The sequence below is a fragment of the Hymenobacter mellowenesis genome, from assembly GCF_030581005.1.
Taxonomy (GTDB): domain Bacteria; phylum Bacteroidota; class Bacteroidia; order Cytophagales; family Hymenobacteraceae; genus Hymenobacter; species Hymenobacter mellowenesis.
This window is the reverse complement of record NZ_JAUQSX010000004.1, coordinates 227,966-254,619: the sequence shown is the minus strand read 5'-3', so window position 1 is coordinate 254,619 and position 26,654 is coordinate 227,966. Positions and strand designations below refer to the sequence as shown.

The following is a 26,654-nucleotide window of genomic DNA, read 5'->3' as shown; positions in this document are numbered from 1 at the left end:
TCATTTGCTAGTGTTTTGCTTAAAACAACCCTAATTAGCTTTATTACCTCTTGGCTAGACAATGCAACTATCTGTTAGTTTGCCGCATACTTGCATTAAGCTCAACCGCAAGCTAAATTTGCCTTTTTTTAGGCAAAAACGCATATATGCTGTTTAACTCTTTTGAGTTTCTGATTTTCTTTCCGGTCGTTACCGTTCTGTTTTTTCTGATTCCGCACCGCTACCGCTGGCTGCACCTGCTGGTGGCCAGCTGCGGTTTCTACATGGCGTTTATTCCGATTTATATTTTTATACTGCTACTTACCATTGTCATTGATTACTACGCCGGTATTCTCATCGAGAATGCGGAGGGAAGTCAGCGACGGTTTTACCTGGCCATGAGCTTGGTGGCCAACATCGGCGTGCTGGCCGTTTTCAAGTATTATAACTTCTTCATCGACAACGTCAACTCGCTGCTGCACCTCAGCAGCCCCACGGCGTCGTTGCCGCTGCTCAACATCATTCTGCCCATTGGCCTGTCGTTTCACACGTTTCAGGCCATGAGCTACACCATTGAGGTGTACCGGCGCAACCAGCCGGCCGAGCGCCATTTCGGCATCTACGCGCTGTACGTGATGTTTTACCCGCAGCTGGTGGCCGGCCCTATCGAGCGGCCGCAGAACGTGCTGTACCAGTTTCATCAGCGCCAATATTTTAACTACAGCCGGGTGGCCAGCGGGCTGCGCCTCATGGCTTGGGGCCTGTTCAAGAAAGTGGTGATTGCCGACCGCATGGCTTACCTGGTGAACGAGGTGTACAACACGCCGCACGACTACCGGGGCCTGCCGCTGCTGGTGGCCACCATCTTCTTTTCCGTGCAGATTTACTGCGACTTTTCGGGTTATTCCGACATGGCCCTGGGGGCGGCCCGCGTGATGGGCTTCGAGCTGATGAAGAACTTCGACCGGCCTTATTTTTCCAAAAGCATCTCAGAATTCTGGCGGCGCTGGCATATTTCGCTCTCTACCTGGTTCAAAGACTACCTCTACATCAGCCTGGGCGGCAACCGCGTGGCCCTGCCCCGGGCCTGCTTCAACCTGTTTTTCGTGTTCATGGTGAGCGGCCTGTGGCACGGGGCCAACTGGACGTTCATCGTGTGGGGGGCGCTACACGGCATCTACCTGGTGGTGGGCATGCTCACCAAGAGCGCGCGCAACCGCTTCATCGAGCGCACCAACCTCACCTTCCTCAACAACGCCTTGCTGAACACCGCCCTCACCTACGGGCTGGTGGCCTTCGCCTGGATTTTCTTCCGGGCCAATACCCTGCACGATGCCGTGTACGTCATCCGGCACACGCTCGACCTCAGCCCCGACCTATGGCACATCTCGGCGGTAAAGGTCTTTTATAAGCGCAACGAGTGGCTGGCGCTGGCCGGGGCCCTGGCTGTGCTGTTTGTGGTGGAGAAATACCAATTCCGCCTGTCCATCGGCAACTGGCTGGCGCAGCAGGCCACGCCCGTGCGCTGGGCCATGTACTACGGCATTGTGCTGTACATCGCCCTGCTGGGCGCTTTCGAGCACGTGCAGTTCATCTACTTCCAGTTCTAGGCCGCATGTCAGCTACTCAATCTACCAAAACGGGCGGCACTGGTGCCACCCAGGCCGTGCACCAGCACCCTCAAGCCCCCAAAACAGGCGGCGCCGGGCGCTTGCTGCTCAAGGTCCTGCTGCTCGGCAGCCCCTTCCTGGCCATTCTGATTACCTACTTCGTATTCGACCCGTTTCGGGTGCTCTATCATTACCAGCGGTTTGAAGGGCCGCTGGTGGCCATTGCCAACCGCGACTACATCAGCACCCAAACCTACCTCAACACCTACGAGCGCCGCCCCTATAGCAGCTTCATTCTCGGCAACTCGCGCACGATGGGCTACCTCACCCGCGACTGGGCCAAGCTCACCGGCGACTCGCTGTCGTTCCACTACGACGCTTCTTCGGAGTCGCTCTACGGCATCTGGCAGAAGCTTTTGTTTCTGGAGCAGCACCACGCGGCCCTGAAAAACGTGCTGATAATCTGCGACCACGAGCTGCTGAAAAAGGTGGACGACTATGACAGCCACCTGCTGCGCAAAGACCCGCGCACCACTGGCGCTTCCACGTTTGCCTTCCAGCTCTCGTTCGTGAAGGCTTATTTTTCCAACACGTTCTTCTATCAATACCTATATCAGCGGGCCACCGGCAAGTTCACGCCGGAGCTGGAAGAAATTCTGGAAGGCCGCCGGGTAGCCTACGACCCACTGACAAATGACCTGACCCTGCCCGATGTGGAGCAGGAAATCAAGCGGGATTCGCTGGGCTTCTACACTAAAAACGACCGATTGAAGCGCAGCCGCAAGCCCAGTGTGTTTAAGGCCGTGATTGGGGCCGAGCAGCTGCGGCAGTTGGTGGCCATCCGCAACGTGTTTGCCCGCCACAACACCAACTTTCAGTTCGTCGTCAGCCCGCTCTATTACCAGCAGCACCTGAACCCGGCCGATATTTCCATCCTGCAGCGCACTTTCGGCGCTAGCCACATCCACGATTTCAGCGGCACCAACGAATTCACCAGCCAGAACGGCAACTACTACGAAGACTCGCACTACCGCCCCAAGGTGGGCCGTGAGATTCTGCGCCGCATCTATTCCGCGCCGGGTGATTCAGCTTCCACCCGACCGTAGCCGGCCATTACCCCCAGGCCCGTCCGGTCACGTTGTCCATATACTTCTGGCCGTTGCCGGTATTCAGGAGGAGAATTTTCTCGTCAGGATTCAGCCAGCCGCTGGCCAGCAGCTGGCGGGCGGCCGTCCAGACCGCGCCGCCTTCGGGAGCGACGAACAGGCCTTCGTGCCGGCCGAGGTCGCGCATGCCGGCCAGCATACCTTCTTCGCTCACGCTCACCACGGTGCCGTTCGATTCGCGCAGCACGCGCAGCATCATGGCCTCGCCCAGCGGGTGCGGCACGGCTAGGCCGTTGGCTAGCGTGGCGCGGCCCTGATAGGCGTGGCAGTTGGGCTGGCGGCCGGTGTAGGTTTCGAGCAGCGGGCAGCAGTTTTCGGCCTGCACGGCTACCATGCGGGGCAATTTTACATCGGGCGCGAGCCAGCCGAGCTGCTTCATTTCCTGAAAAGCTTTCCAGATGCCGATGAGTCCGGTGCCGCCGCCAGCGGGGTAGAGCAGCACGTCGGGCAGCGTCCAGTTCAGCTGTTCGGCAATTTCGTAGCCCATGGTTTTCTTGCCTTCGAGGCGGTAGGGCTCTTTCAGGGTCGAGATGTCTAGCAGGGCGCCGTCGGCGTTGCGCTGGCGCACGCGGGCCCCGCAGTCGCTGATGAGGCCGTCGACCAGCTCCACTTCGGCCCCGTACCAGTAGCATTCTTCCTTGAAAGCGGCCGGGGTATGGCGCGGCATCACCACCACGGCGCGCAGGCCGGCGCGGGCGCAGTAGGCGGTCAAGGCCACGCCCGCGTTGCCGGCGGTGGGAATGATGCAGCCGTCCACGCCCAGCTCTTTGGCTTTGGAAACGGCCATGCTAAGGCCGCGCGCTTTAAACGAACCGGTGGGATTTTGGCCTTCGTCCTTGAGCAGCAGGTGGGCCAGGTCGTAGCGCGCGGCCAAGCGCGGCAAGCGCAGCAGCGGCGTCAGACCTTCGCCCAACGTGACTTTGTTTTCTTCGTGCAGCAGAGGCAGCAGGGCCCCGTAGCGCCACATGGAGGCATCGGCCTGGTCGATGACGGCGCGGCTCAAGGGCTCGTGCAGGTCGTAATCGGCCACCAGCGGCACGTTGCAGCAGGCAGAAACCCGCTGTAAATCGAAGGCGGAATAGTCGGTGCCGCAGGCAGAGCAGTGCAGCGCAGCGAGGCGGGAAAGGGATTCGGAGGCAACGATTTTCATGGGGCAAAGTACGGAATGGCCTTGCCCGGGGTATGCCGCAATGGGATGGGCATTTGGAATAGCCTATTCCTTGCCGGAATAGTAGCGCCGCGTGAATTGCAGGAAATCTTTGTAGGGCGCGTTGTTCTCGGTGCCCTTGCGCTGAATGAAATTGAACTCGCGCCGCAACGAGAAATCCCTGATTTTCACCTCCGAAAACTCGCCCGAGGCCAACTCTTTCAGCACCGCCTGCCGGGGCAGGAAAGCCAGGCAGGTGTCGACGCGCACGAAGTTTTTGAGGGCTTCGGTGCCGCCCAGGCGCACGCGCACCGGCAGCGCGGCCAGCTTGATGCGGTGCCGGGCCAGGGCTTCTTCCAGCACAGCCAGCGTGCCCGAGCCGGCCTCGCGCAAGGCCAGCGGCGTGGTGAGCAGGTCGCGCACTTCGAGGGTGCGCCCGGCCAGCGGGTTGCCGGCAGCGCACACGGCCACTACGTCGTCGGTGAGCAGCGGCGTGTAGGTCACGTTGCTCACTTTGTGGATGCCTTCGATGATGCCGAGCTCGATTTCGTGGTCGAGCAGGGCGCGCAGGATGTTGTCGGAATTGCGGTTTTTGAGGCTGAGCTGGCGGTTGGGGTGCTTCTGCAGGTAGGCCGACACCACGGGCGGCAGCACGTAGAGCGAAATGGTGGTGCTGGCCCCGATGAGCAGGTGCTGCGTGGGCGCGAAATCGGGGCTGAGCGCGCTCATTTCCTGGTGCAACTCTTGCTGCAGCTGCTTGGCCTGCAGCAGCTTTTCGTAGAGCTTGCGGCCGGCGGGGGTGAGCTGGATGCTGCTGCCCAGGCGCTCGAACAGGCCGGTTTTGTAGTGCTCCTCCAGCGCCTTCACCTGCTTGCTCACGGCCGATTGGCTGGTGAACAGCGCCTGGCTGGCCTTAGTGAAGCTCAGGCGCTGGGCCACTTCAAGGAAGACTTCGTGCGGGTGCGAGAGCATGGGCTGTCTACGTTATGGCCGCGCCGCCAGCCGCCGTTGAAACGCGGCCAGAAACAAGCCCACATGGTAGCCATCGCCGAGACTGTGATGCAGGTGCACCGATACCGGCATTTGCAATGTGGCACCCTCCGGAAAGACCTGGCCGAAGGAAATTTTGGGGCAGCTGTCGGGGTGCGAGAAGCTGCGTGCGTGCGAGAGGCCCGTGAAGCGCACCCACGGCAGGGCCGAGCAGTGCACCACGTCGGGGCGGCCGGTGGTATCGTTCAGGCGCAGGCCGGTGCTGGCCTGCACGGCCGCGATTTCGGCCTCGGCGGCGGCAATGAAACCGGCCAGCGTGTCGTTTTGTTCGATGAAGGAAAAGGCGAACGTGTGGTCGGGCCGGCCCAGGGTGGCGGAGGCGTGAATGCGGTCGTAGAGGAACACTTGGCCGTTTTCGATGCGGTAGCGAAAGGCTTTGACTTCGTTGGCCGCCTCCAAGGCGTGATAGAGGTAGTAGAGGAAGAACGACACGCCCAGCCGTTTGGCTTCGGCCTGCGCCGTGGTACAATCCACGTTGGCGGTGAGGCCGAAGAAAGGCTCTTCGAAAGATGAGAAGAAGGCAAAATGCTCGCGGCGCGGCCAGGTTTCGAGGTCAATCAGGTGCTTCATGGCGGGCAAAGGTCGGTAGCTTTGCGACGTTGCCGAACGTTTCTATACGGTCATGCCGAGCGCAGCCGAGGCATCTCGCGTGCTACCACTATTCAAACCGTTCTCACGATTGAGTTACTACTTCACGCGAGATGCCTCGGCTGCGCTCGGCATGACGTTCTAAATCATTCCCACCCCCATGCCTACGCAAACCTTCATCGCCTTCGACGCCGACGACACGCTCTGGCCCAACCAGCCGCATTTCGATCACGTCGAAGCCCAGCTGCTCCAGATTCTGGCGCATTACGCGGATACCGATACCATCAACGCGCGGCTCTACGATGTGCAGCGGGCCAACATGCAGCTGTTCGGCTACGGCGCCAAGTCGTTTATGCTCTCGATGATTGAAACCACGATTCAGCTCTCGGGCGGCGCGGTGGTGGGCTCCGAAATCCAGCGAATTCTGGACCTGGGTAAAGACCTGCTGCGCTTCGCCATCGAGCCGCTGCCCGATGTGGTGGAGGTGCTGACGGAGCTAAAAGAGCGCGGCCACAAGCTCATCCTCCTCACCAAGGGCGACCTGTTCGACCAGGAAAGCAAAATTGCCCGCTCCGGCCTGGGCGACTTTTTCGACTACGTTGAAATCGTGAGCGAAAAGGACGTGCCGACTTACCGCCGCCTGTTCGCCCGCCTCGGAGCCACGCCGGAGAACTTCGTCATGATTGGCAACTCGCTGAAATCCGACATTCTGCCGGTGGCGAAGCTGGGTTTCTCAGCCATCCACGTGCCCTACCACGCGAACTGGATACATGAGCACGTGCCCGCCGAGCTGCTGGCGGGCGTGGAGTTCCGGGCTGTGGAGCGGCTGCGCGAGGTGCTGGGGCTGGTGGGGTAGTTTGAAAAAATGCGGCTCTTAACGCGGTGAAAGACTGGACTGACCTGCGCTACCTACTTAGCGGCAACCGCCGGCAGCAGCGGGCCTACGCTATGCTGCAAACGTTGAATTTGGGGACCATATTGGCTGATTTCAAGCCCGTGCTGGCCGGCACCATTCCGCTGGGTATTGACATTCCGGGCAGTGATTTGGACTTGCTCTGCGAAGTACTTCCGGCCGAAACGCAACGCTTCATCGAGCTGCTGCAGCGACATTACGGCCACCGCCGCGGCTTCCAGTTGGAGCAGCACGTCATTGGCAGCCAAGCATCTATCGTCAGCAGTTTCCGCTACCGGGGCCGGGAGGTGGAAATATTCGGGCAGGCCTTGCCAACGACGCAGCAGAACGGCTTCCGTCACTTGCTGGTGGAAGCTGCCGTGCTGAAAGCAGGCGGCGAGGCGTGGCGACGGGCCGTGCGGCGGTTGAAAAAGCAGGGCTTGAAGACGGAGCCCGCGTTTGCCCAATTGCTGCAGCTGCCGGGCACCCCGTACGAGGCGCTGCTGACGCTGGAAGGGAAAACTGCTGCCGAGTTGGCCGGCTACCTGACGCGCCGTCCATTGCCCAAGGCGTGAAGCGGCGGGCAGAAACGCCGCCATTTTCTTCGGGTCGCTACGGCTGCGGCGGCCGGGAAGCTCGGCCCTTGAAACACCGGCTCAGCAGCCCGCCGGCCAGCAGGCCGCCCATCAGCACGGCCACGTTGAGGCGCTCGGTGGCCAGCCCCAGCAGCAGGTGGACGAAAACAAACAGACCTGCCAGCGTGGCAAATACTTCGAGCCGGAAAGCCGCACCGCCGGCCCGAGCCGGGATTGCCAATGCTATTCCCAACCCGAAAAGCCCCATCACGGCCCCGCTGGCACCTACCGCCAGGCTGGCCGGCTGCCCCCACACGCTGGCCAGGCCGCCAGCCAGGGCTGCCGCGGCATAAACGCCCACCAGCCCGCGCCGGCCCACCACGGGCTCCAGGGCGCGCCCGGCAAAAACCAGCGCCCACGCCGAATTGAGCCAGGATAAGATGCCATCGGTGAGCAGCGGGCTGACGAGCAGGCGCCACCACTGCCCGCCGCGCACGCCCGGACCAGAACTGGCCCCCCAGGCCAGCAGGTCGGCGGTTTCAACTTCAAAAAAGCCCAGGCCGGCCACCACCAGCACCAGAAGAGCCGCGCCGTGCAGGCCCAGCAGCAGAGGCGTGGCAAAGAAGCCCGGCCGGGGCCGCAGCCACGCCAACGCCTGGTTTACATATTCATCGTCGGTAGCGAAACGGCCGGTTCCGCGATAGTGCTGCAAGCGCCGCTCGTTCACCTTCGGAAAGAGCAGAAACCCCAGAAACAAACCGCCGCCCCATAGCAGCGCGAGCCGCAGGGCATGCAGCGCGTCATCAGACCGCTGCGCGAAGGGCCGGTAACGGGCTTCGAGCAGAATGGGCCGTGTGGCTGACCTAACTGCCCACGGGCTGCGGGCCACGGCGGCCAGCAGGCCGGGCGAGGGCTCAGCCGTTACCAAATACGTGAAGCTTTCTGGCCCCGACACGCGGGCAGCCACGGTAGTTTCCTGCCTGAAGCGGGTAAAATCGGTGTTGCTGTAGTCACGGGTGTTGCTGGTGGTGATGAAAGCATCGGCCAGCCAACCAAGTGCTGCGCCCCCAGCCGTATCGGCGGCCGTGCGGAACACGGGCGTGGCGGCGTAAATCGTGAGGCGCGAACCGCCCTTGATAGAGCCGTACTCGTCTTCGAACGTGGTGTGGCGACGGGCCAGGTAGGCGTGTTGCAGTACGTAAGCCGTATTGGCAGGGTGGCGCGGCACCTCGGAAGCATCGCGCAGCATCACCAGCTGCAACAGGCTGGCTTGCGCCGCCGCCGCCGCCGCCGCCGTGCCGGCCGCGACCCCGATAGTGATGGTGGCCAGGTAGTAGAACAAGGAACGCCAGCCGCCTCTGGGCCCGTCGGGCAACAGGTGCAGCCGGGGCCGCAGGCCTACGAGGGTGGCGATGCCGCCCACCGTGCCTAGCAGGAAAAACTGCGTGCCGATACCCGTCCGTAGCTGCACGCCTAGCGTGGCCCCCAGCCCCCACACCAGCCCCGCCCAGAGTACCGCATAACCGCTGGCCACCAGCAGTACCAGGCGCACAAAAGGCCAGAATATCAGCCGCAGCTTGAGTAAGAAATTTTCCATTTTCGGCTTGAAATTACCGCACCGCTTTCGCGTTATGGCAAATTCCCGGCTTCTGCCTACCTTCCGCCCGGCTTTCCCCCACACCCCTTCCCCATGCTGGCCCGTTACCGCTTTTTGCCCCTGCTGCTGATGCTGCTGGCGGCTGCCTCGTGCTCGAAAAAAACCGCCCAGGAGCAAGCCGCCGAAACGGCTCAGACCGACGGCGACGAAATCGACCCGTACTCCAACCTGGTGTTCACCTTCGATGAAAAGGTGGTGGACGAGGCGCAGCAGAACCGCTGGGACACCACGCGCTACGTCACGTTCTCGCCCAACATCCGGGGCAAGTTCAAGTGGACCGGCGACCGGGAGCTGACGTTTTCGCCGCTGGAGCCCTTCCGGCCCAGCACCGTTTTTTCGGCCTCTTTGCGGCCCGAGACGCTGCCCAGCGGCAAGCAGAAGCTGGCCCTGAACCGGCCCAAATTCCATACGCCGTACCTGGATATGGCCGCGCCGCAGGTGTTCTACGGCAGCTCGAAGCGGGCGGCAGGCACGGCCGAGCTGCGCGCCAACCTCGTGTTCAACTACCCCGTGCGGCCTTCGGATGTGAAATCGCGCCTGAAGGTGACGCAGGGCGGCAAGCCCGTGGCCGTGGAGGTGAACTCGGCCGAGCCAGATGCGATGGTGGCCGTGACCTTTATGCAGGACGTGCAGCCGGGCACGCCGGTGCAGATTGACATCGCGCCCGGCCTGCGCCCGGCGGCCGGCACCAAGGCCACCGAGAAAGTCCTCACGGCCCAGGCCGAAATCCCCGACCAAAGCACGCTGGAAGTGCGCGAGCTCACCGGCTCCCTGCTCAACGGCCAGCCGGTAGTAACGCTGCTGCTTAACCAGCCTGTGAGCGCCGCCGACGTGCAGCCCAATCTGAAGGTGACGCCCGCCGTGGCCTTTTCGGTGGAGGCGCTGGAAAGCGGCTTTGCGCTGCGCGGCGGGTTTGAGGTGGGCAAAACCTACCAGATTTCGCTGGCCGCCGGCACGCGCGGCCTGCTGGGCGGCAGCCTGGGCGAGGCGTTCAGCCAGGGCGTTTCCTTTGGCGATGAGCGGCCGAGTCTGAGCTTCACCAGCAGCGACAAGGCCATGTACCTCGATGCGCTGGGGAACCGGAACCTGGGCTTGCGCATCAACGAAGTGGCCAAGGTGAAGGTGACCATTGCCAAGGTCTACGCCAACAACATTCAGCAGCTGCTGCGCGGCGAAAAGCAGTACGGCTACCCCGAATACGACGAGGACGAGCCCCGCGAATCGAACACCGACGAAAACGGCGATTATATCGACCGCAGTTTCCAGTACTACGACACCGAGAATATTGGCAACGTGCTGTCGGAACGCACCATTTCCGTCGATGGTCTGCCCAAGGAAGGCGGCCTGCGCCTGCTCAATCTCAACCTGAAAGACCTCGAATTTCAGGGGCCGATGAAGGGCCTGTACGTCATTCGGGTGCAGGATACGGAGCGGCAGTGGCTGCAAGTGAGCAAGCTGGTGGCCGTGACGGACCTCGGCCTGATTGTGAAGCAGGGTGCGACGGGCGGCACGGTGGTTTTTGCCAATTCCATCCGCACGGCCGAGCCATTGAGTGGCGTGACGGTGAACCTAGTGAGCTCGAATAATCAGGTGATTGGCACGACGACGACGGACAAATCCGGCGTGGCGCAGTTCGACTCGGCCGCCAGCATGAAGCGCTTCACGCTGGGCATGATTACGGCCGTCAAGGACGCCGATTTTTCCTTTCTCGATTTGACCAAAAGCCGGGTCGAAACCTCGCGCTTTGAGGTGGGCGGGCTGACCTCGAACGCGGCGCATTACCAGGCGTTTTTGTACGGCGACCGCAACCTGTACCGGCCCGGCGACACGGTGCGGACCAACACCGTCATCCGCACCGAGGACTGGAAAAACCCGCCCGCCGGCCTGCCGATGAAAATCCGCCTGCTGCTGCCCAGCGGCAAGGAATACAGCAGCTTGCAGCAGAAGCTAAGCGCGGCGGGCAGCTTCGAAAGCCGCTTCATTCTGCCGCCCACCATCATGACGGGCCTCTACACGATGGAGGTACTGACCGGCAACGACGTGCTGCTGACCTCGCGCCAAATCAGCGTCGAAGAATTCATCCCCGACCGGATGAAAGTAACCGTGACGGCCGCGCCCAAAGTGCTGAAACCGGGCCAGGACGTGACGGCCAGCATCACGGCCGTGAACCTCTTTGGCCCGCCCGCCGCCGACCGCAAGTTTGAGGTCGAATTCTCGCTCAAGCAGAAGGTTTTCTCGGCCCCGAAATACCCCGATTACAGCTTTACCATCAACAGCGGCGAAAAGCGCCGGACCACCAACGAGGACGGCGAGGAAGCCAGCGAAAGCGCCCTCACCGCGCGCTTCGAGAAAACCGTGCGCGAAGGCAGCACCGACGCCGCCGGCCACGGCACCGCCACCTACACCGTGCCCGATTACCGCGACCTCGGCACGCTCGAAGGCGTGGCCTTCGCCACGGTGTTCGACGAAACCGGCCGGCCCGTGAACCGCCTCGCCACCTTCGACGTGCAAACCCAAGCCACGATGTTCGGCATCGCCAACCTGCCCGACCTCATCAGCACCAAGCAGGCCCTCACGGTGAAGCTGCTGGCCCTCACGCCAGCCGGCAAGCCCACCTCGGCCCCGGCCGATATCAAAGTGGTGCGCAAGCTCTGGGAAACCGTGCTGGAGCGCCAGGGCGGCCGCTACGTGTACAATTCGCAGCAGCGCGACCAGGTGATTCTGAGCCAAAGCCGGACCGTGGGGGCCGAAACCAGCTTCAGCTTCACCCCCATCTACTCGGGCGAATACGAGGTGCGCGTGAGCCGGCCGGGCGCCAGCAGCTACGTCACGCAGCGGTTTTACGCCTACGGCTACGGCGATACCCAGGCCAATTCCTTCGAGGTGAACAACGAGGGCGAGGTGACCATCGAGGCCGACAAGCCCAAGTACGCGCCCGGCGAAACGGCTAATCTGCTGTTGAAATCGCCCTTCGCCGGCCGCATTCTGGTGACGGTGGAGCGGGCCAACGTGCTCGACCATTTCTATGTGACCACCGACGGCAAGGCGGCCGAGGTGAAAATCCCCATCAAAGCCGAGCACGTCCCCAATGTGTACGTGACCGCCACCGCCGTGCGCGCCCACATCGCCCAGGACCGCCTGCCCCTCACCGTGGCCCGCGGCTTCCTGCCCCTGACCGTGGAAAAAACCGATTCGCGCCTCGCCGTGGCCATTGCCGCGCCGGCAGCCAGTCGCTCCCAGACTTGGCAAACCGTGGAAATCACCACCGCGCCCCGCGCCCAGCTCACCCTGGCCGTGGTGGACGAAGGCATTCTCCAGCTCAAAAACTACCAGACGCCCGACCCGCACGCCTACTTCTACCAGAAGCGCGCCCTCGAAGTATCGGCCTTCGACGTGTACCCCTTCCTGCTGCCCGAGCTCGGCACCAGCAGCAGCGGCGGCGACGCGGCCGATATGCGCAAGCGCACCAACCCCGTGCCCAACCGCCGCGTGAAACTGGTCTCGAAATGGAGCGGTGTCCTCACCGCCGACGGCGACGGCAAAGTGCGCTACCGGGTGCGCGTGCCGCAGTTCAGCGGGGCGCTCCGCATCATGGCCGTGGCCTACAAAGACGATGCCTTCGGCTCGGCCGAGTTCACGATGAAGGTGGCCGACCCGGTGGTGATTTCCACGGCGCTGCCCCGGTTCATGAGCCCCGGCGACACGATTGACGTGCCGGTAACGCTGACGAATACGACAGGTAAGCTAATGAGCGATGTTGCTGTTCGCATGCATGTCAATAGTCCACTTCACACAGCACCGCCAATGAATGCAATGGACCCTCTTGATGCTCCCGCTGGCGAGAGCTGGGACGCGACCTCTATTCATGAACTCAAGCCTGGTACTGAAATGCGACGCACTTTTCATATCCGAGCTTTAGCTAGTATAGGCGTTGGCATTGTCAAAGTCGAGGTATATTCAAAAGCCACTAAAGAGACCTTCACCGAAACCATCGAACTCCCCATCCGCCCCGCTGCCTCGCTCGAAAAGCGCACCGGCAGCGGCGTGATTGCCGGCGGGGCCACGCTCCCGCTCAACCTGAAAACCGATTTCCTGCCCACCTCGCTCAGCAGTCGGCTGGTGGTGAGCCGCTCGCCGCTCACGGAGTTCAGCAAGGATTTGCGCTACCTGCTGCAATACCCCTACGGCTGCCTGGAGCAAACCGTGTCGGCCGCCTTCCCGCAGCTCTACTACGCCGATTTGGCGGCCACTTTGCAGCAGAAAACCGGGGCCGCCGCCAAAGCCCAGCGCTACAATCCGAACTACCACGTGCAGGAAGCCATCCGCAAGATTGAGAGCATGCAGCTCTACAACGGCAGCCTGAGCTACTGGCCGGGCGGCGACTACGACAACTGGTGGGCCACCGCCTACGCCGCTCATTTCCTGCAGGAAGCCCAGCAGGCCGGCTTCGCGGTGAATAAATCCGTCCTCGACAAAGTGCTGAAATACTTGGCCTTCCGCCTCAAAAAGCGCGAAACCGAACCCTACCAGTACTTCGACGTCAGCAACATCGCCCGCCAGCGCACGATAGCCAGCAAGGAAATCGCCTACTCGCTCTACGTCCTCGCCCTGGCCGGCCGCCAGGACCCCGTGGCCATGAACTACTACCGCGCCAACCGCCCCCTGCTCACCGAAGACTCCCGGTTCCTCCTCGCCTGCACCCAGAGCTTGCTCGGCAACCAGCGCGCCTTCCGCGAGCTGCTGCCCACCAGGTTCGGCAGCGAGCGGGCCGCCCGGCGTGCCCTCGACGGCTCGTTCTACTCCCCCATCCGCGACGAAGGCCTCATCCTCAACGCCCTCGTCAGCACCGACCCCAACAACCCGCAAATCCCCGGCATCGCCCGCCAGCTCAGCCGCCAGATAAAGCAGGCCTACTGGCTCAGCACCCAGGAAAGCGCCTTCGCCCTCCTCGCCCTCGGCAAAATAGCCCGCCAGAACGCCCGCAGCACCGCCACCGCCACCCTGACCATCGACGGCAAACCCGCCGGCAACTTCGACGGCAAAGACCTAACGCTGCGCAACGTAGCTAACCGCAACGTCAGCATCCGCACCGCCGGCAAAGGCAGCCTCTACTACTTCTGGGAAACCGAGGGCATCTCCGCCAGCGGCCAGGTGAAGGAGGAAGACGCCTACCTGAAAGTGCGCCGCCAGTTCCTGAACCGCGACGGCGTGCCGCTGGGCACCCCCACCTTCCGCCAGAACGACTTAGTGGTGGTGAGAATTTCCATCGAAGCCGGCGACGCGGCTGGGGAGGTAAAAAACGTAGCCATCACGGATTTGCTGCCCGCCGGCCTGGAAATCGAGAACCCGCGCATCGGCGCGTTGCGCGAACTGGCTTGGGCGAAGGATGCCAGCACACCAGATTATATGGATGTGCGGGACGACCGGATTAATCTATTCACGACGGCCACGGGCAAACCGAAGAACTTCTATTATCTGTGCCGCGCGGTATCGAAAGGCACGTTCAAGCTAGGGCCAGTGAATGCGGATGCGATGTATAACGCGGACTACCATTCGTATAACGGGGCCGGCGTGGTGCGGGTGCGGTAAGCTCAAAAGCCGGCTTCTCCATTACGTGGGGAGGCTGGCTTTTGCGTTTACCTTCATCATTTTCAACTCAGTTTCGCCCGCAGAATCCCAACCGAATAGGCATCTGAAATATGTTCCTGTTCCAATCGGTTTTGTTCCGGCCTGGTGATTAGAAATAGGTAGAGTTTTTCCTCACTGGGGGTTAGAAGCTTGAAGTTGATTTGGGATGGAATGGTGCCGGCATGGGCAAAACATTCATGGTCCTGATAAGTCTTTTCATCCATGAGCACCGAACGGACTTGCGGAAAATAGCTGCGCAGCTGCGTCAGAATACGCAGGCCGTGCAGGTCCAGGTCGCCCCAGTACCACAGCGGCAGATGGTGTAGCCAGTGGCAATGGCGCAGGCGCTCCACGGCGTAGCCACTGCCCCAGATGGCGAGGGTGGCAGGCAACGGGGGCAACGTCAGAAAAGTGAGTTTGTTCTCGACCACCAGCACTTTCAATCCGGGCTGCATGGGCAAAGTCAGGCGCTCAAAATCCGGTTGCGGAATGGTGAGGTCGGCAAGGCCGCCAAAAGCGGCGGCCAGCGTTTCATCCAATAGCCGGAAACGGACGGCGGCCGCATCGGTTCGCAGGCCGAAGCGGGTGGCAAAATCGGTGGTCGGCTCCTGCTGCTCGGGGGGCAACAGGTAGCTCAGTAAGCTGCTCAGAATGCCGCTGTGCTGCTCCACGAATTTGCTGTGCACGCCGGGCACCTGGCGGGCGTACAGATTGGGCCGTGGATTTGCCAGGAAGAACTGGCAGACCGTCAGCAGTTCCGGCCAGTACCCGGTATGCGGAGTTAACCGTTCAGGATACTGCTCCAGCCAGCCGGTCAGGGCCGGCAGTTGCTGCCGAATGAGGTCGGCTTGCGCTTGAAAGCGGGCAAAATCTGCGGCCAGACCACAGAGGCGCAGGTAATCCTCCAGCGTTTCCAGCTGGATTCGGACGGGCACGCCCTGCTCGCCGTGCCGGGGCGAGCGCACCGTGGCCCAGTGCACCACGTAGCCAAAGCCCCGGCCCTCGCGGGAGCCGGCGCGCAGGGCTTGCAGCTGCTGCGTGCGTTGGGCGGGCTCGGTGGTCAGGCTGCCTTTGTTGCCGGCTATCACCAACGGGAACTGCGCGGGCAGTGTGCCGGCCAGCCACGCCTGTAGCAGGCGCGGGTAGTGGCGGCGGGCTTTCGCGCCAATTTCTTCGGGCGTAATCATGCGCTGGCCGGCACCTCGTCGGTGGAGGCAGCCACTGGGGCCGCGTGGCGCTGCCGGTACTGCTCCAGCGTCAGGTCCCACACTTCCGATTCGAAGGTGGGCCGGCGGCGCACCAGGTGCAGGTGCTCGATGAAAGGGGCGGCCAGGGGAATGTTGTCCAGCGGCGTCACAATCATCAGCTGCAGGCCGAGCTGCGCAAAGAGCTTCAGGGCATAGGTCGAGTTGGCGGCGTCGCTCTTGCTGAAGGTTTCGTCGATGACCACGAAGCGAAACGAGGGCTGATGACGGCCGGGCTTCAGGGCATTGTACTGGTAGGCGATGGCGGCGGCCAGCACGGTATAGGCCAGCTTGGCCTTCTCGCCGCCCGAGCGCCCGCCCGAATTGGAATACACGTTGATGACCTGCCCCGTTTCGCGGGCCACTTCTTCGGCGCCGAATTGCAGCCAGTTGCGCACGTCCAGCACCTTGCGGCGCATGGTGTCGTCGCGGTGCAGCTCATCGAGCAGGGTTCGGAGGTTTTCGAAGGCAATCAGGGCTTGCTGCGGGTCGCGCGAGGCCAGCAGCTCCTGGTTAGGCACGGCTTGGTTCAGACGGGCGCGAAACGCGGCGATGCCTTGCGTGGCCCCGTCGCGCACGTCCGTGGCCGTGAGGCGGATGTAGGCGCGCGGCTGCCGGCTGAAATCGATGCTCACTAGTGCTTCGTTCAACTCGCCAATGCTGCCCCGAACATCCCGCAGCTGCTCAGCCAGCGTCTTGCGGAATTTGAATACGAACTGTAAGACATCCGTTGTCAGATGTTTCTGGAATTGCTGCTGGTATTGGGGCAGGTTTTCGACGCTTAGGCGCTGGTGCAACAGTTCGTAGTCGCCCAGACTATCGGGGCTGGCCAGCAGGTTGGCGCATTCAGCGTACCACTGCGCAGCATAAGCCTCGGGTAGCTGGTTGGGCTTGCGAAACTGGTTCATCTGGTTGACCAAGCGGGGCAGCAGCTTTTGAACCTGCCCGGCGTGGCCGGCATGGCGAGTGCGCAGCTGGCTTTCCGTGGTGGCGCGCTGGTGGTCGGCTTCTTCTACGGTGGCGGGGTCCGGCAGCGGGGCGGCCAGCCACAGGCCGGCGGGCACCGGGCTAGGCGTGTTGGGCCAAGCATCGGTTTCGCTTTGCAACTGGCCAGTCAGTCGCTGAACATCGTTTTCCAGTCCACCCAATAATTTATCGACCTGGGTTTTATCAGCCAGCACCTGGGCTTCTTCGGCGCGGGCGGCTACTAGCTGCGCCTGCGTCCGGCGTAGCGCTTCGTCGTTGTCGCGCTGGTGCTGGAGCTGCTCCTGCTGCTGGGTTAGCTGTTGGTGGCGTGTCTTTTCGGTGGCCCAATCCAGCTCCTCAAATGATTTCACGCAGAGTAGCAGTCCAAGCTGCTCCTGCTTTTTGCGAAGCTGCCCCCGGGCTTCGCGGATGCGCCCAACGGCTTGGGCGGCGGCATTTTCCCGCTGTTGCAGCTCACGCAGCTCATCTTCCAGCGCGGTTCTTTTCGCTTGCTTGTCCCAGCCCAGCACGTAGTGGCGTGGGCCGGTTTTGCCGGGGCGGTCGTCCTTTTCGTGGCGGTGGCGGGTGCGCGTCAGGCCCGCGCTGGTGAGTACCAGGGGCTCCGTACCATCCTCAAAGCGCGCCAAATCATCGGTGCAGCAGTAGTTGTAGTGTTGGTATAGGTGCGTCCGCAGCCACGCTTCAAACAGCGGCTTTGGCGCAATATCCAGCTTGCGGAGCAGCGAGTCGGCTCCTAATTCCCCACTGACCAGCCCCTGGCCGGGCTCTACGCGGTGGTATACCAGCCGGCCGCCCAGGTTGGTTTCGTGCATGTAGCGGTTGATGCGGGCAGCCAGCGCGGTGGGCACTAGCAATTGCAGGCCCACGCCGTGCAACAATTTTTCGATGGCGGGCCGCCATTCGGCAGCCTCGGCTTTCACCTGCAGCAGCTCGCCGATGAACGGAACCTGCGCCGGGCCGATGTCCAGCGTTTCGCACAGGCGCTGGCGCAGGGCCGTCATTTCCCGCGGAATCAGGGTGCGCTGCTCGCGGAGAGCATCCAGGTCTTTCTCGCCTTGTTCGCGCAGCTGCTGGGCAGTTTGTTGCCGGCCCAGCTGGCCGGCCAGGTCAGTTTCGAGTTCCTCTTCGGTGGTTTTCGATGCGGCTACCTGCTGCTCGGCCTGCTGGCGGGCCACGTCAAACTCCGGGGCGGTGGTGGGCATGGCCAAACCAACCTGCTGCGCCAGTTGGGCATACTGCTCGTGGAATTCGCGCTTTTGGCTCAGGCGCTGGGTGGCGCTGCGCAACTGCTCGCGCACAAGTTCCAGCTTGCGGCCCACGTCGGAATTGCGGACGTCAAACTCCAGCTGACTGATGCGCGGCTTCAGCACTTGCAAGGCCTCGTGCAGGGCCTGTTGCCGCGTCGTAGCGGCGGCGGCCTCTTGCTTGCGTTGGGCCAATACCTGGCGCAACACGGTTATTTTGCGCTGGCCAAAGACTTCGGGCACTGCCGCCAGGGCTATTTCCAGCGCGGCGCGGCTGGCCTCGGCCTGCTGGTACTCGCGGCCGGTTTCCACCACGGGTTGCAGTAGTTGGACCTGCTGTCTGGCTTTCTGAAGGAGATAGTAAACCTCCAACAAGTGCCGGTAGGCATCATACAGCTCCCGGAACGCCGCTTCGCCCCCGGCATCGCCAAGCATTTCGCGCCGCACAAACTCATCCAGGCTGCCCAGCATTTTCATGCCAACGGTTTTGCCGAACAGCGTCAGGGCTTTATCTGAGCGCACGTCCACCGTCCGTTGCCATTCGGCCGCGTATTGCTCAAACGATGGCGTTTCCTTGAAAACGCCCCCGGCCAGCAGATGCGTGCGCCAGCCAGCGGGCTCGCCAGCTAACCGGGCTTGCAATACCTCATCGGCCTTCAAACTGACTGCGCGCGGCAGCACCAGGTAGTGTGTCACGAGCTCGCCCTGGCGGAAGCGGCGGTACTGCACTAGGGTAAGGGTCTGGCCCAGGTCGGCGTGGTGGAAAGTGGCCGACAGCCAGCTGTAGTAGCCCGTGCCGGCCCGCAATACCTGTGCGGTTACGTCGCCCGTTTCAGCATCCTGACCGGTGCCATAGGCTCCTTCCATGTAGGACTTGATGCTCCGGTCACGCTTGGCCTCCGTGCCGCTCGACTGGTTGAAATGCCGGTGCTGTGGGGGCGTGAGCAATGTTACCAGGGCATCAACTACCGTCGTCTTGCCCGCCCCGTTGGGGCCCGTGAGCAAGGTGGTGCTGCCGCCGGGGCTAAGCTGCCACACCGGCCCGTGAAACGTGCCCCAGTTATAAATTTCCAACGTGTGCAGCCGAAAGCCGGGTAGAGCCGTCGCGAAACCAAAGTCAAGTGCGTGCATGGGTTACAGGGAAGGAAAGGTAGGTTCGGACGATTCCTCGTCGGGTAGCTCAGCACTGGCTGGGCCGGCCAGGTGCTGGCGCAGCTGGTCGCGCACTTCCAGCAGTTTCGCGTTGCTGATGAGGGCCGTTACCAAGCGGCAGATTTCGTAGCGTGGCTCTGGGTCCAGGGTTTTGTCTGGGGCCGTGGTGCGTAAAAAGCCCAGCCGTTCGGCCGTTTTCAGGTCGGCATCCAACTGCTTGCTGGCCTTGGCCTCGTCGGTGGTGGGACGGGCAAACAGCTCCAATTGCTGGCGCAGCTCGGCCCGGGTCACAAAGCAGCGGCGCGTGTCGTCGGTCGCGGCCTGGTCGAAACGGTCGAGGTGGTAGCGCAGCGCCACGCACAGCATGGTCAACTCGTAGGACAATTGGTGGCGGCGCATCAGGCGCGGCAGGTCGGGCTGGCTGGCGTCGTACTCGTCTTCGTCGGACGCGGGCTGCGTTACATAGGCCAGGCCCTGGTCCTTGTCCAAGTGTAGCTTCAGCCCGATTTTGGCTAGGTACTGGCCGATGCTCACCTGCAGTTGTTCCAGCTCGCGCCATTGGGTTTTGTCGGTGTCGTACACGGCACCGAGCAACAGGCGCAGCACATGCGGGGCGAAATCAGCAGCCATCGGTAGAAAGTCTGGAATAGAATTATTCAGGAAGCGGTGAAGTAGACTTTGGGCAGCCGCACCCGCCGGGCATCCGGCAAAGCAAGGCATTCGGTCGGGGCATCGGGGTCGAAATGGGCCGGTTGCCGGGTTTCGCCGGCCAGGTAAGCCACCAGCTCCGGCAAGCCTTGCGGCAGGCCATATTGGGCCACCACATCGGCCAGCGCCACCGTGGGCCGCAGCAACAGCATATCGCTCAATTGCTGCTCCAGGCGGCGGACATCAACGGGCGGGGCTTCCTCGCCCAGGGTCGCCAGCAGGTCGGCCACGGAAGCCGAGGTAGCGGACTGGGGCCGGGCGCAGGCCACCACCTGCGGCGGCTCAAACTGCGGCGGGCGGGCCAGGGGCAGGTACACGGCGGCTTCGTCGGTTTCCAGAGTAATAAAATGGCGCACATCCGGCGGCTGGGGCGCGGCTCGGCGGGCCAGGTCGCGGATGTCGCGGAGCAGCGTGGCCGTGAGGCGGCGGTCGGCCACGGCCTCCTGGGCCAGGGCGCGGTGCAGCTTTTCGGCCAGCACCTGCTTGGCGGTAATCACCACATCGGCCTCGGTGTGCAGGTGCTCCTTGAGGCGCGCCAGCAGCGGGTGCGGCTGCCCCAGCTGCCGGGTGTGCAGCACCTCGTGCGCGGCTTGCACCAGCGTGCTCCATTCGTCCCTGGCCTCGTCTTCGTGCAGAAACAGCCAGAACGCCTGGAAGCTCTGGCCCTGGTCCGACTGCTCCAGGTGCTCCCGCTCCTGCAAGGCCCCGCCCAGCAGCTGCCCCCGGTGCTGCGTGGCGGCCTGCTGCTGCATGAGACGAAACGACATTTCGCGGAAATTCTGCCGCACGGTTTTGAAATCGCCGAGCAGCAGCTCAGCCGTTTGGCCCAGCTCGGTGTACCGCTCGCGCACCTGCGTGTCGGAAAGCGGCGTCACCTGGTTGGTGGCCCGAATATGTTCGATTTCCTCATCGAGCCGCTGGCGCTGGGCTTCCAGCTCCCGAATGCGCTGCTGGGGGTCGTCGTGGCTGCGCTCCAGCAGCTCCCGCAAGCCCGCAAACAGGCTTCGGAACCGGGACTCGGTGCCCACAAACGTGCGGGTTTCCAGCATGGCCAGCCACCGAAACACCATTTCGCTGTGCGTGGTCAGCTCGTAGTGCACCTGGCCGTCGCCTTCCTGCCGCCGGGCCAGCAGGGGCATGGTTTCGTCCGTCCAGCGCCGGAGCCATTCCTGTGCCCGCAGACGCGGGTTGGGCTCATGGTCGGGCTCATACGTCTCCACGTGCTGCTCCAGGCGAACCAACAGCCGCTCGTGCGGCACCCGGCTGATGTGGTGCTGCCGGAAAACCTCGTACAGAAAACTGACCGTGAACGCCGGATTATCCTTTTGCCCGCGCAACAGCGCAATGGCCGGGGCCGGCTTTTCGCTGAGCAGGTAGCGCGCGGTAGCGTAATCCAGCACTTGCTCCATGAGGGGTAGACAGGTCCGTAGTTAAGCACAATTTATTTTAGACCAGCCCGGCAATTTGCGGGAATATATTGGGTTTAGCAAAGAAAATCAGATACTCATCTAATCCAGTACTGATAAGCACAAGCGTCAGCAACACATTCCGCCTATTGAACAGTACCTGGGCTTAGTGGCCGGGCGTTATCTAAAAGCAGCCCAAGGTCTGCCTACCCGCTGTAGGGCCTGAGTGCACGAGTATATTTGAGTATGAATCGGCGGAATGGATTGCGGCTTTTAAGCACTTTGCTGATTGGTGGGTTGATACTGTTTGGGCTCGACTGGCTCTGCCCCCTGCCGCCTGCCCCGCGCTACTCCCCCATCGTGCTGGCCGCCGATGGCACCGTCCTTCACGCCTTCCTGAACCCCACTCAGAAATGGCGCATGAAAACCGAGTTAGCCGAAATAACGCCCGCCTTGCAGCAGGCCATTATCAATAAAGAAGACCGGTATTTTCGCTACCATTTCGGCGTTAATCCGGTGGCAATTTTGCAGGCCGCCGGGCGGAACATCTTCAAAAAAGGCCGCACCACCGGGGCCAGCACCATCACCATGCAGGTGGCCCGCCTGCTGGAACCCAAGGAGCGCACTTTCGGCAACAAGCTGCTCGAAATGCTGCGCGCCACCCAGCTGGAAGCCCATTACAGCAAAGCCGAAATTCTGCAGCTCTACCTGAACCTGGTGCCCTACGGCGGCAACATCGAAGGCGTAAAATCGGCCGCGCTGCTCTACTTCCAGCAGCCGCCCGACTACCTTTCCCTGGCCCAGACCGTGACGCTGGCCATCATTCCCAACCAACCGCGCGTGCTGGTGCTGGGCAATAACAACGACCGAATTCTGGCCGAAAGAAACCGCTGGCTGCGGCAGTTTCGGCAGCAGCATTTGTTTCCGAATCAGGATATTGAGGATGCCATCAATGAACCGCTCGATGCCCAGCGCCACGCTGCACCCACGCTGGCCCCGCACCTGGCACGCCGGCTAGTCACGCAGTTTCCCAATCAGCCTATCATCCATTCCACGCTTCGGCGCAACCCGCAGGCCAAGGCCGAGGATTTGACCAAAAACTACGTGCGCCGCCTGCGCGAGTTGGGTATTTCGCAGGCCGCCGTGCTGGTCGTGAACAACCACACCCGCGCCGTGGAAGCCTACGCGGGCTCAGCCGATTTTCAGGATGCGGCCGGTAGTGGGCAGGTCGATGGCGTGCGGGCCATTCGCTCGCCGGGCAGCACGCTAAAGCCATTTTTGTATGCGCTGGCAGTTGATAGGGGCATTGTGACGCCGAAGCTGAAGCTGCCCGACGTGCCTACCAATTTCAACGGTTTCCGGCCCGAGAACTTCGACAAAAGCTGCGCCGGCGAAGTGACCGTGGAACGTGCCCTGACCTACTCCCTCAACATTCCGGCCGTGCGCGTGCTGGCCGAGGTGGGCGTGCCCGTTTTCACCGATAAGCTGCGGGCGGCCGGCTTCAAAAGCGTGGCGAAAGCGGCCCCGCGCTTGGGCCTGAGCACCATTCTGGGCGGCTGCGGAGCCACGCTGGAGGAACTGACGGGCCTGTATGCGGCGCTGGCCGATGGCGGGCGATACGCACCGCTGACGCTGGCGCTTAATGAAGAATTAGGAATGAGGAATGAGGAATTGAAGCGTAAGTCCCCTTCAGCGTCTTCAGGCCCGAAGGCTCGGGCTCAAAATTCCTCATTCCTCATTCCTCATTCCTCATTAATCTCCCCCGCCGCCGCCTTCCTCATCACCGACATCCTGGCCCAGCGCACCCGGCCCGACCTGCCGATGGGCTACCAAAACAGCCGCCACCTCCCCAAAATCGCCTGGAAAACCGGTACCAGCTACGGCCGCCGCGACGCCTGGAGCATCGGCTACAACCAGGACTATACCATTGGGGTTTGGGTGGGCAATTTCAGCGGGCAGGGCAGCCCGGCCCTCACCGGGGCCGACGTGGCCTCGCCCCTGCTCTTCGACCTGTTCAACACGCTGGCCTACAACTCGCCCAACCGCTGGGCCGTGCCGCCCGCCACCCTCGATTTCCGGCTTGTCTGCGCCGAAACGGGCCTCGTACCCGGCGAGCACTGCCCCAACCAGTTGATTGACTACTACCTGCCCGGCACCTCCACGGCCCGGCACTGCGAGCACCAGAAAGAAAGACTGATTTCGGCTGATGGCACGATTTCCTACTGCCGGGCCTGCATGCCGGCGGCTGGGTTCCGGCGCCAGCTATTTCCGAATCCGCTGCCGGAAGTGCTGGCGTTTCGGGAGGCGCAGGGGCTGCCATCGAGCCGGCTGCCGCCGCACAACCCCGCCTGCCAACTGGTGCGCGGCACCGACGGCAGCGCGGGCGCAGCCCTGGCCATCACCTCCCCGCTCGACCATGCCGAGTACGTGCTTGACCGCCACGACAAGCAGCAAATGCTGCTGAGTTGCGCGGCAGGCAGCGAGGTGCGCCAGGTATTCTGGTACGTGAACGACCGGTTTCTGCGCGCCGCAGCGGCTACGGAACGGGTGTTTTTCCGCCCGCCCAGTGGCACGGTCAAAATTTCCTGCGCCGACGACCACGGCCGCAACGTGGACATTCAGCTGCAGGTGGCCGAACTGTAGCGCCCAGCTCAGCCTGGACCCTACAGCTGGTCATCGGCTGACTGCCAACTTGTAGCCTGATTTTTTTAGAAGAAATCCTGGCGTGCGGTCGCCCTGACAGGAAATCGGCCGGCTTCGTTTTACGGGTTCGCAACCTTTCGGTCCGAATTGGGTTAACGAACCTTGGCTTATGTGGCTTTTACCGATTTGCTATGTTCGATGCCCTTGCCAGCTAGCTGAGTTGCCTCTGTTTACCCTTCTATGAAACGAACGCCACTGGCGCTGAAAGCGCTGTTTCGACTACTCCTATTCGCCCCATTTTACGCCTTTTCCCAACCCGTTCTTCCGCCCGATAAGCCGCTCACGCAGCAGGAGTGTGTCGCGTTTGCTTTGCAAAGCCAGCCGTTGGTGCGGCAGGCGCTGATTGACCAGGAGATTGCCAAGGCCTCGAACCAGGTGGCGCTGGCGGCTTGGCTGCCGCAGGTGGGTGTTTCGGGCACGGCGCAGCACTATTTTGGCTTGCCGTTCACCATTTTCCCCAACCCGGCCACGGGGCTGAACGAGCCGCGCCAGCTGGGCGTGCGCAACGTGACGACGGTGGGCCTCTCGGGCACGCAGGTCATTTACAATAACGACGTGTACCTGGCCGCCCGCAGCAAGCGCTTCAACAACCAGGCGGCCCAGCAAAACACGGTCAATACGCGCATCAGCACGGTTTCCGATGTGAGCAAGGGGTTCTACGACGTGCTGCTGTCGCAACGCCAGCTCGACGTGTTTGCCCAGGACATTGCGCGGCTGCAGCGCAACTACCGCGACGCCCGCCTGCGCTACGAAACCGGCGTGGCCGACAAAACCGAGTACCTGCAGGCCGAGATTTCGCTCAACAACTCGCTGGCTGGCCGCAAGCAGTCGCTAGAGGCCGTGAACGCCAAGCTGGCTTACCTCAAGCAGCTCATGGGCCTGCCGCCCGAGCGCAAGCTGGCCCTGCAATACGACACGCTCAAGCTGGAGCAGGACGCCGCCATGGACACCACCGTGGCCCTGAATGTGGCCAACCGCATCGAAATCCAGCAGCTCCAGACGCAGAAAGCCTTGCAGGGCATTACGGTTGACTACTACCGATTAGGTTTTCTGCCTTCAGTTTCGGCGTTTGGCAACTATAACTCGGTGTTTCAGAACAACGACGTGAGCGAGCAGTACCGCACGCGTTTCCCCAACTCCTATGCGGGCATGCAGCTGGGTTTGCCGCTATTCACCGGCTTTCGACGTACTCAGAACCTGCGCCGCGCCCGCCTCGAAAACCAACGCCTTGACGAGGACGTGAACAACACCCGTAACCAGATAAACACGGAGTACGCCACGGCCCTGGCCAACTACAAGGGCTACTACACGGAGTACCAGCTGGGCAAGCGCAACCTTGAAGCTTCCAAGGAAGTGTACAACGTCATCAACCTGCAGTACCGCGAAGGCATCCGGGCCTACATCGACCTCATCGTAGCCCAAACCACCCTGCGCACCTCCCAGCTGAACTACTACACGGCCTTGTTCCAATTGCTGAGCAGCAAGGTCGATTTGCTCCGCGCCATCGGCGAGCTGCCGACGGATTACTAATGAAGCGTAACCTCACCACCGGCCCCTCTCCCGCGGAGAGGGGAGCCTGATGAATCAGCCGGCAGCGCCGCCGTGTCTCCCCTCTCCGCAGGAGAGGGGCCGGTGGTGAGGTGAACGGTACCACAAACTCGAACTCTAAAACGCCGCTGGCCCCCGGCCACCCGCGACAAGCTATGTTGAAGATGAACAAGAAATACCTGGTGCTGGGCCTGTTGGGGCTGGCCGCCTGCGGCAAAAAAGACGAGGAGAAAAAGAACGCCGCCCCGCCGCCTACATCTGTGACGCTGGTAGCCGCCCGCACCACCGAAGCCGTGTACTACGACGAATACCCCGCCACCGTGACGGCCCTGAACGTGGTGGAGTTGCGCTCACAGGTGACCGGCTTCGTCACCGGCATTTCCTTCAAGGAAGGCGACGTGGTGCCCAAGGGCAAAGCGCTGTATGAAATCGACCGCCGCCAGTACGAGGCCGCCTACCAGCAGGCGCTGGCCGGCCTGCGCAGCGCCCAGGCCAACGCCGCCAACGCCCAGGTGAACGCCAACCGCTACGAGCGCCTGGCCTCGCAGGATGCCATTGCCCGGCAGGTGCTCGACAACGCCACCACCGCCCTGGCCACCGCCCGCGCCCAAGTGGCCGAGGCCCAGGCTGGCGTCAACATCGCCCGCAACAACCTGAGCTTCTCTACTATCACGGCGCCATTTACGGGCCGCATCGGTATTTCGGAGGTGCGCCTGGGCTCGCAGGTGGCCGCCGGCACCACGCTGCTCAACACCATTTCGAGCGAAGACCCCATCGGCGCCGACATCGTGGTGACGCAGACGGATATCGAGCGTTTCAACACGCTACTCAATTCTAAAACCTCCCGCGCCGACTCGACCCTGCGCCTGGTGCTGCCCGGCGGCAAAACCTACCCCCTACCCGGCCGCATCCGCACTATCGACCGGGGCGTGAACAGCGGCACGGCCACTATCACGGTGCGCGTGGAATTTGCCAACCCCAACCGGGAGCTGAAAGACGGAATGAGCGCCGTGGTGAAGGTGCTCAATACGCAGTCGGGCCGGCGCATTGTGGTGCCCTTCAAGGCCATTGTGGAGCAGATGGGCGAAAACTTCGTGTACGCCGCCACCGACAGCAGCACTGCCCAGCAGCGCAAAGTGAAGCTCGGCCCGCGCCTGAAAGACCAGATTGTGCTGCTCGAAGGCGTGAAGGAAGGCGACAAAATCGTGACCGAAGGCGTGCAGAAGCTGCGCGACGGCGCCAAGATTACCACGGAAGTGCCCAAGGCGCCGCCGGCCACGCCAGGGAAATAAGCCGGAGCTGGCATTCCCGTCATGCAGAGCGCAGCGAAGCATCTCGCGTGGGGTAGTACCTCAATCGAAAGAGTTAGT

At 62.4% G+C, this 26,654-nt stretch carries 16 protein-coding genes; 8 read left to right on the top strand and 8 right to left on the bottom strand.

Features of this window, described 5'->3' with window-relative positions; translation table 11 throughout:
- Positions 1 to 146: 146 nt before the first annotated feature.
- Both Q5H92_RS09555 and Q5H92_RS09550 read left to right on the top strand, forming a co-directional pair.
- Positions 147 to 1,589: an MBOAT family O-acyltransferase gene (locus tag Q5H92_RS09555; protein WP_305011290.1), complete on the top strand. Its 1,443-nt coding sequence runs from the start codon at positions 147 to 149 to the stop codon at positions 1,587 to 1,589.
- Between the two features lie 5 nt (positions 1,590 to 1,594).
- Positions 1,595 to 2,695, top strand: coding sequence for a hypothetical protein (locus Q5H92_RS09550; protein WP_305011289.1), 1,101 nt, complete (start codon positions 1,595 to 1,597; stop codon positions 2,693 to 2,695).
- 7 nt (positions 2,696 to 2,702) lie between these two features.
- Here Q5H92_RS09550 and Q5H92_RS09545 read toward each other — a convergent pair whose 3' ends face one another.
- The 3 genes from Q5H92_RS09545 to Q5H92_RS09535 form a co-directional block, all read right to left on the bottom strand.
- Positions 2,703 to 3,905, bottom strand: coding sequence for a threonine synthase (locus Q5H92_RS09545; protein WP_305011288.1), 1,203 nt, complete (start codon positions 3,903 to 3,905; stop codon positions 2,703 to 2,705).
- Positions 3,906 to 3,968: 63 nt separating this feature from the next.
- A complete protein-coding gene (locus tag Q5H92_RS09540; protein ID WP_305011287.1) occupies positions 3,969 to 4,874 on the bottom strand; it encodes a LysR family transcriptional regulator in 906 nt (301 codons plus the stop codon).
- Between the two features lie 12 nt (positions 4,875 to 4,886).
- Positions 4,887 to 5,522, bottom strand: coding sequence for a CatA-like O-acetyltransferase (locus Q5H92_RS09535; protein WP_305011286.1), 636 nt, complete (start codon positions 5,520 to 5,522; stop codon positions 4,887 to 4,889).
- A 178-nt stretch (positions 5,523 to 5,700) separates the two neighbouring features.
- Between Q5H92_RS09535 and Q5H92_RS09530 the strand changes: the two genes are divergently transcribed.
- On the top strand, positions 5,701 to 6,396 hold the full coding sequence (locus Q5H92_RS09530; RefSeq protein WP_305011285.1) for an HAD family hydrolase: 696 nt from the start codon (positions 5,701 to 5,703) through the stop codon (positions 6,394 to 6,396).
- Positions 6,397 to 6,422: 26 nt separating this feature from the next.
- Positions 6,423 to 7,007 (top strand): DUF4269 domain-containing protein, encoded by a 585-nt coding sequence (locus Q5H92_RS09525; RefSeq protein WP_305011284.1) that lies wholly within the window; start codon positions 6,423 to 6,425, stop codon positions 7,005 to 7,007.
- 37 nt (positions 7,008 to 7,044) lie between these two features.
- Here the strand turns inward: Q5H92_RS09525 and Q5H92_RS09520 are convergent, their stop codons facing one another.
- Positions 7,045 to 8,604 carry a rhomboid family intramembrane serine protease gene (locus Q5H92_RS09520; RefSeq protein WP_305011283.1) on the bottom strand — a complete coding sequence of 520 codons (1,560 nt, stop codon included), beginning with the start codon at positions 8,602 to 8,604 and terminating at the stop codon, positions 7,045 to 7,047.
- Positions 8,605 to 8,697: 93 nt separating this feature from the next.
- Here Q5H92_RS09520 and Q5H92_RS09515 point away from each other — a divergent pair, with 93 nt between their 5' ends.
- The gene (locus tag Q5H92_RS09515; protein ID WP_305011282.1) at positions 8,698 to 14,253 is read left to right on the top strand and encodes an alpha-2-macroglobulin family protein; all 5,556 of its coding nucleotides are present in this window, start codon (positions 8,698 to 8,700) and stop codon (positions 14,251 to 14,253) included.
- A gap of 62 nt (positions 14,254 to 14,315) precedes the next feature.
- Here Q5H92_RS09515 and Q5H92_RS09510 read toward each other — a convergent pair whose 3' ends face one another.
- Genes Q5H92_RS09510 through Q5H92_RS09495 form a run of 4 tightly spaced genes read right to left on the bottom strand, consistent with a single transcriptional unit; the run spans position 14,316 to position 21,036 of the window.
- Positions 14,316 to 15,479: a Wadjet anti-phage system protein JetD domain-containing protein gene (locus Q5H92_RS09510; protein ID WP_305011281.1), complete on the bottom strand. Its 1,164-nt coding sequence runs from the start codon at positions 15,477 to 15,479 to the stop codon at positions 14,316 to 14,318.
- Positions 15,476 to 18,898, bottom strand: a complete 3,423-nt coding sequence (locus tag Q5H92_RS09505; protein ID WP_305011280.1) for an ATP-binding protein — start codon at positions 18,896 to 18,898, stop codon at positions 15,476 to 15,478. The genes Q5H92_RS09510 and Q5H92_RS09505 overlap by 4 nt, the downstream gene beginning before the upstream one ends.
- 3 nt (positions 18,899 to 18,901) lie before the next feature.
- Positions 18,902 to 19,549: a DUF4194 domain-containing protein gene (locus Q5H92_RS09500; RefSeq protein WP_305011279.1), complete on the bottom strand. Its 648-nt coding sequence runs from the start codon at positions 19,547 to 19,549 to the stop codon at positions 18,902 to 18,904.
- Positions 19,550 to 19,575: 26 nt separating this feature from the next.
- Positions 19,576 to 21,036, bottom strand: a complete 1,461-nt coding sequence (locus tag Q5H92_RS09495; RefSeq protein ID WP_305011278.1) for a DUF3375 family protein — start codon at positions 21,034 to 21,036, stop codon at positions 19,576 to 19,578.
- A gap of 294 nt (positions 21,037 to 21,330) precedes the next feature.
- Between Q5H92_RS09495 and pbpC the strand changes: the two genes are divergently transcribed.
- The 3 genes from pbpC to Q5H92_RS09480 all read left to right on the top strand — a co-directional run bounded on the left by pbpC (position 21,331) and on the right by Q5H92_RS09480 (position 26,576).
- Positions 21,331 to 23,676 (top strand): penicillin-binding protein 1C, encoded by a 2,346-nt coding sequence (pbpC, locus tag Q5H92_RS09490; protein WP_305011277.1) that lies wholly within the window; start codon positions 21,331 to 21,333, stop codon positions 23,674 to 23,676.
- A 240-nt stretch (positions 23,677 to 23,916) separates the two neighbouring features.
- Positions 23,917 to 25,266 (top strand): TolC family protein, encoded by a 1,350-nt coding sequence (locus Q5H92_RS09485; RefSeq protein WP_305011276.1) that lies wholly within the window; start codon positions 23,917 to 23,919, stop codon positions 25,264 to 25,266.
- 182 nt (positions 25,267 to 25,448) lie between these two features.
- Positions 25,449 to 26,576, top strand: coding sequence for an efflux RND transporter periplasmic adaptor subunit (locus Q5H92_RS09480; RefSeq protein WP_305011275.1), 1,128 nt, complete (start codon positions 25,449 to 25,451; stop codon positions 26,574 to 26,576).
- Positions 26,577 to 26,654 lie beyond the last annotated feature (78 nt).

Bases quoted from the DNA above. Each gene is read 5' to 3' on its own strand.
- Q5H92_RS09515 (WP_305011282.1), top strand. From the start codon at position 8,698: ATGCTGGCCCGTTACCGCTTTTTGCCCCTGCTGCTGATGCTGCTGGCG.
- Q5H92_RS09535 (WP_305011286.1), bottom strand. From the start codon at position 5,522: ATGAAGCACCTGATTGACCTCGAAACCTGGCCGCGCCGCGAGCATTTT.
- Q5H92_RS09480 (WP_305011275.1), top strand. From the start codon at position 25,449: ATGAACAAGAAATACCTGGTGCTGGGCCTGTTGGGGCTGGCCGCCTGC.
- Q5H92_RS09510 (WP_305011281.1), bottom strand. From the start codon at position 15,479: ATGATTACGCCCGAAGAAATTGGCGCGAAAGCCCGCCGCCACTACCCG.
- Q5H92_RS09495 (WP_305011278.1), bottom strand. From the start codon at position 21,036: ATGGAGCAAGTGCTGGATTACGCTACCGCGCGCTACCTGCTCAGCGAA.
- Q5H92_RS09555 (WP_305011290.1), top strand. From the start codon at position 147: ATGCTGTTTAACTCTTTTGAGTTTCTGATTTTCTTTCCGGTCGTTACC.
- Q5H92_RS09500 (WP_305011279.1), bottom strand. From the start codon at position 19,549: ATGGCTGCTGATTTCGCCCCGCATGTGCTGCGCCTGTTGCTCGGTGCC.
- Q5H92_RS09505 (WP_305011280.1), bottom strand. From the start codon at position 18,898: ATGCACGCACTTGACTTTGGTTTCGCGACGGCTCTACCCGGCTTTCGG.
- Q5H92_RS09520 (WP_305011283.1), bottom strand. From the start codon at position 8,604: ATGGAAAATTTCTTACTCAAGCTGCGGCTGATATTCTGGCCTTTTGTG.
- Q5H92_RS09530 (WP_305011285.1), top strand. From the start codon at position 5,701: ATGCCTACGCAAACCTTCATCGCCTTCGACGCCGACGACACGCTCTGG.
- Q5H92_RS09550 (WP_305011289.1), top strand. From the start codon at position 1,595: ATGTCAGCTACTCAATCTACCAAAACGGGCGGCACTGGTGCCACCCAG.
- Q5H92_RS09485 (WP_305011276.1), top strand. From the start codon at position 23,917: ATGAAACGAACGCCACTGGCGCTGAAAGCGCTGTTTCGACTACTCCTA.
- Q5H92_RS09540 (WP_305011287.1), bottom strand. From the start codon at position 4,874: ATGCTCTCGCACCCGCACGAAGTCTTCCTTGAAGTGGCCCAGCGCCTG.
- Q5H92_RS09545 (WP_305011288.1), bottom strand. From the start codon at position 3,905: ATGAAAATCGTTGCCTCCGAATCCCTTTCCCGCCTCGCTGCGCTGCAC.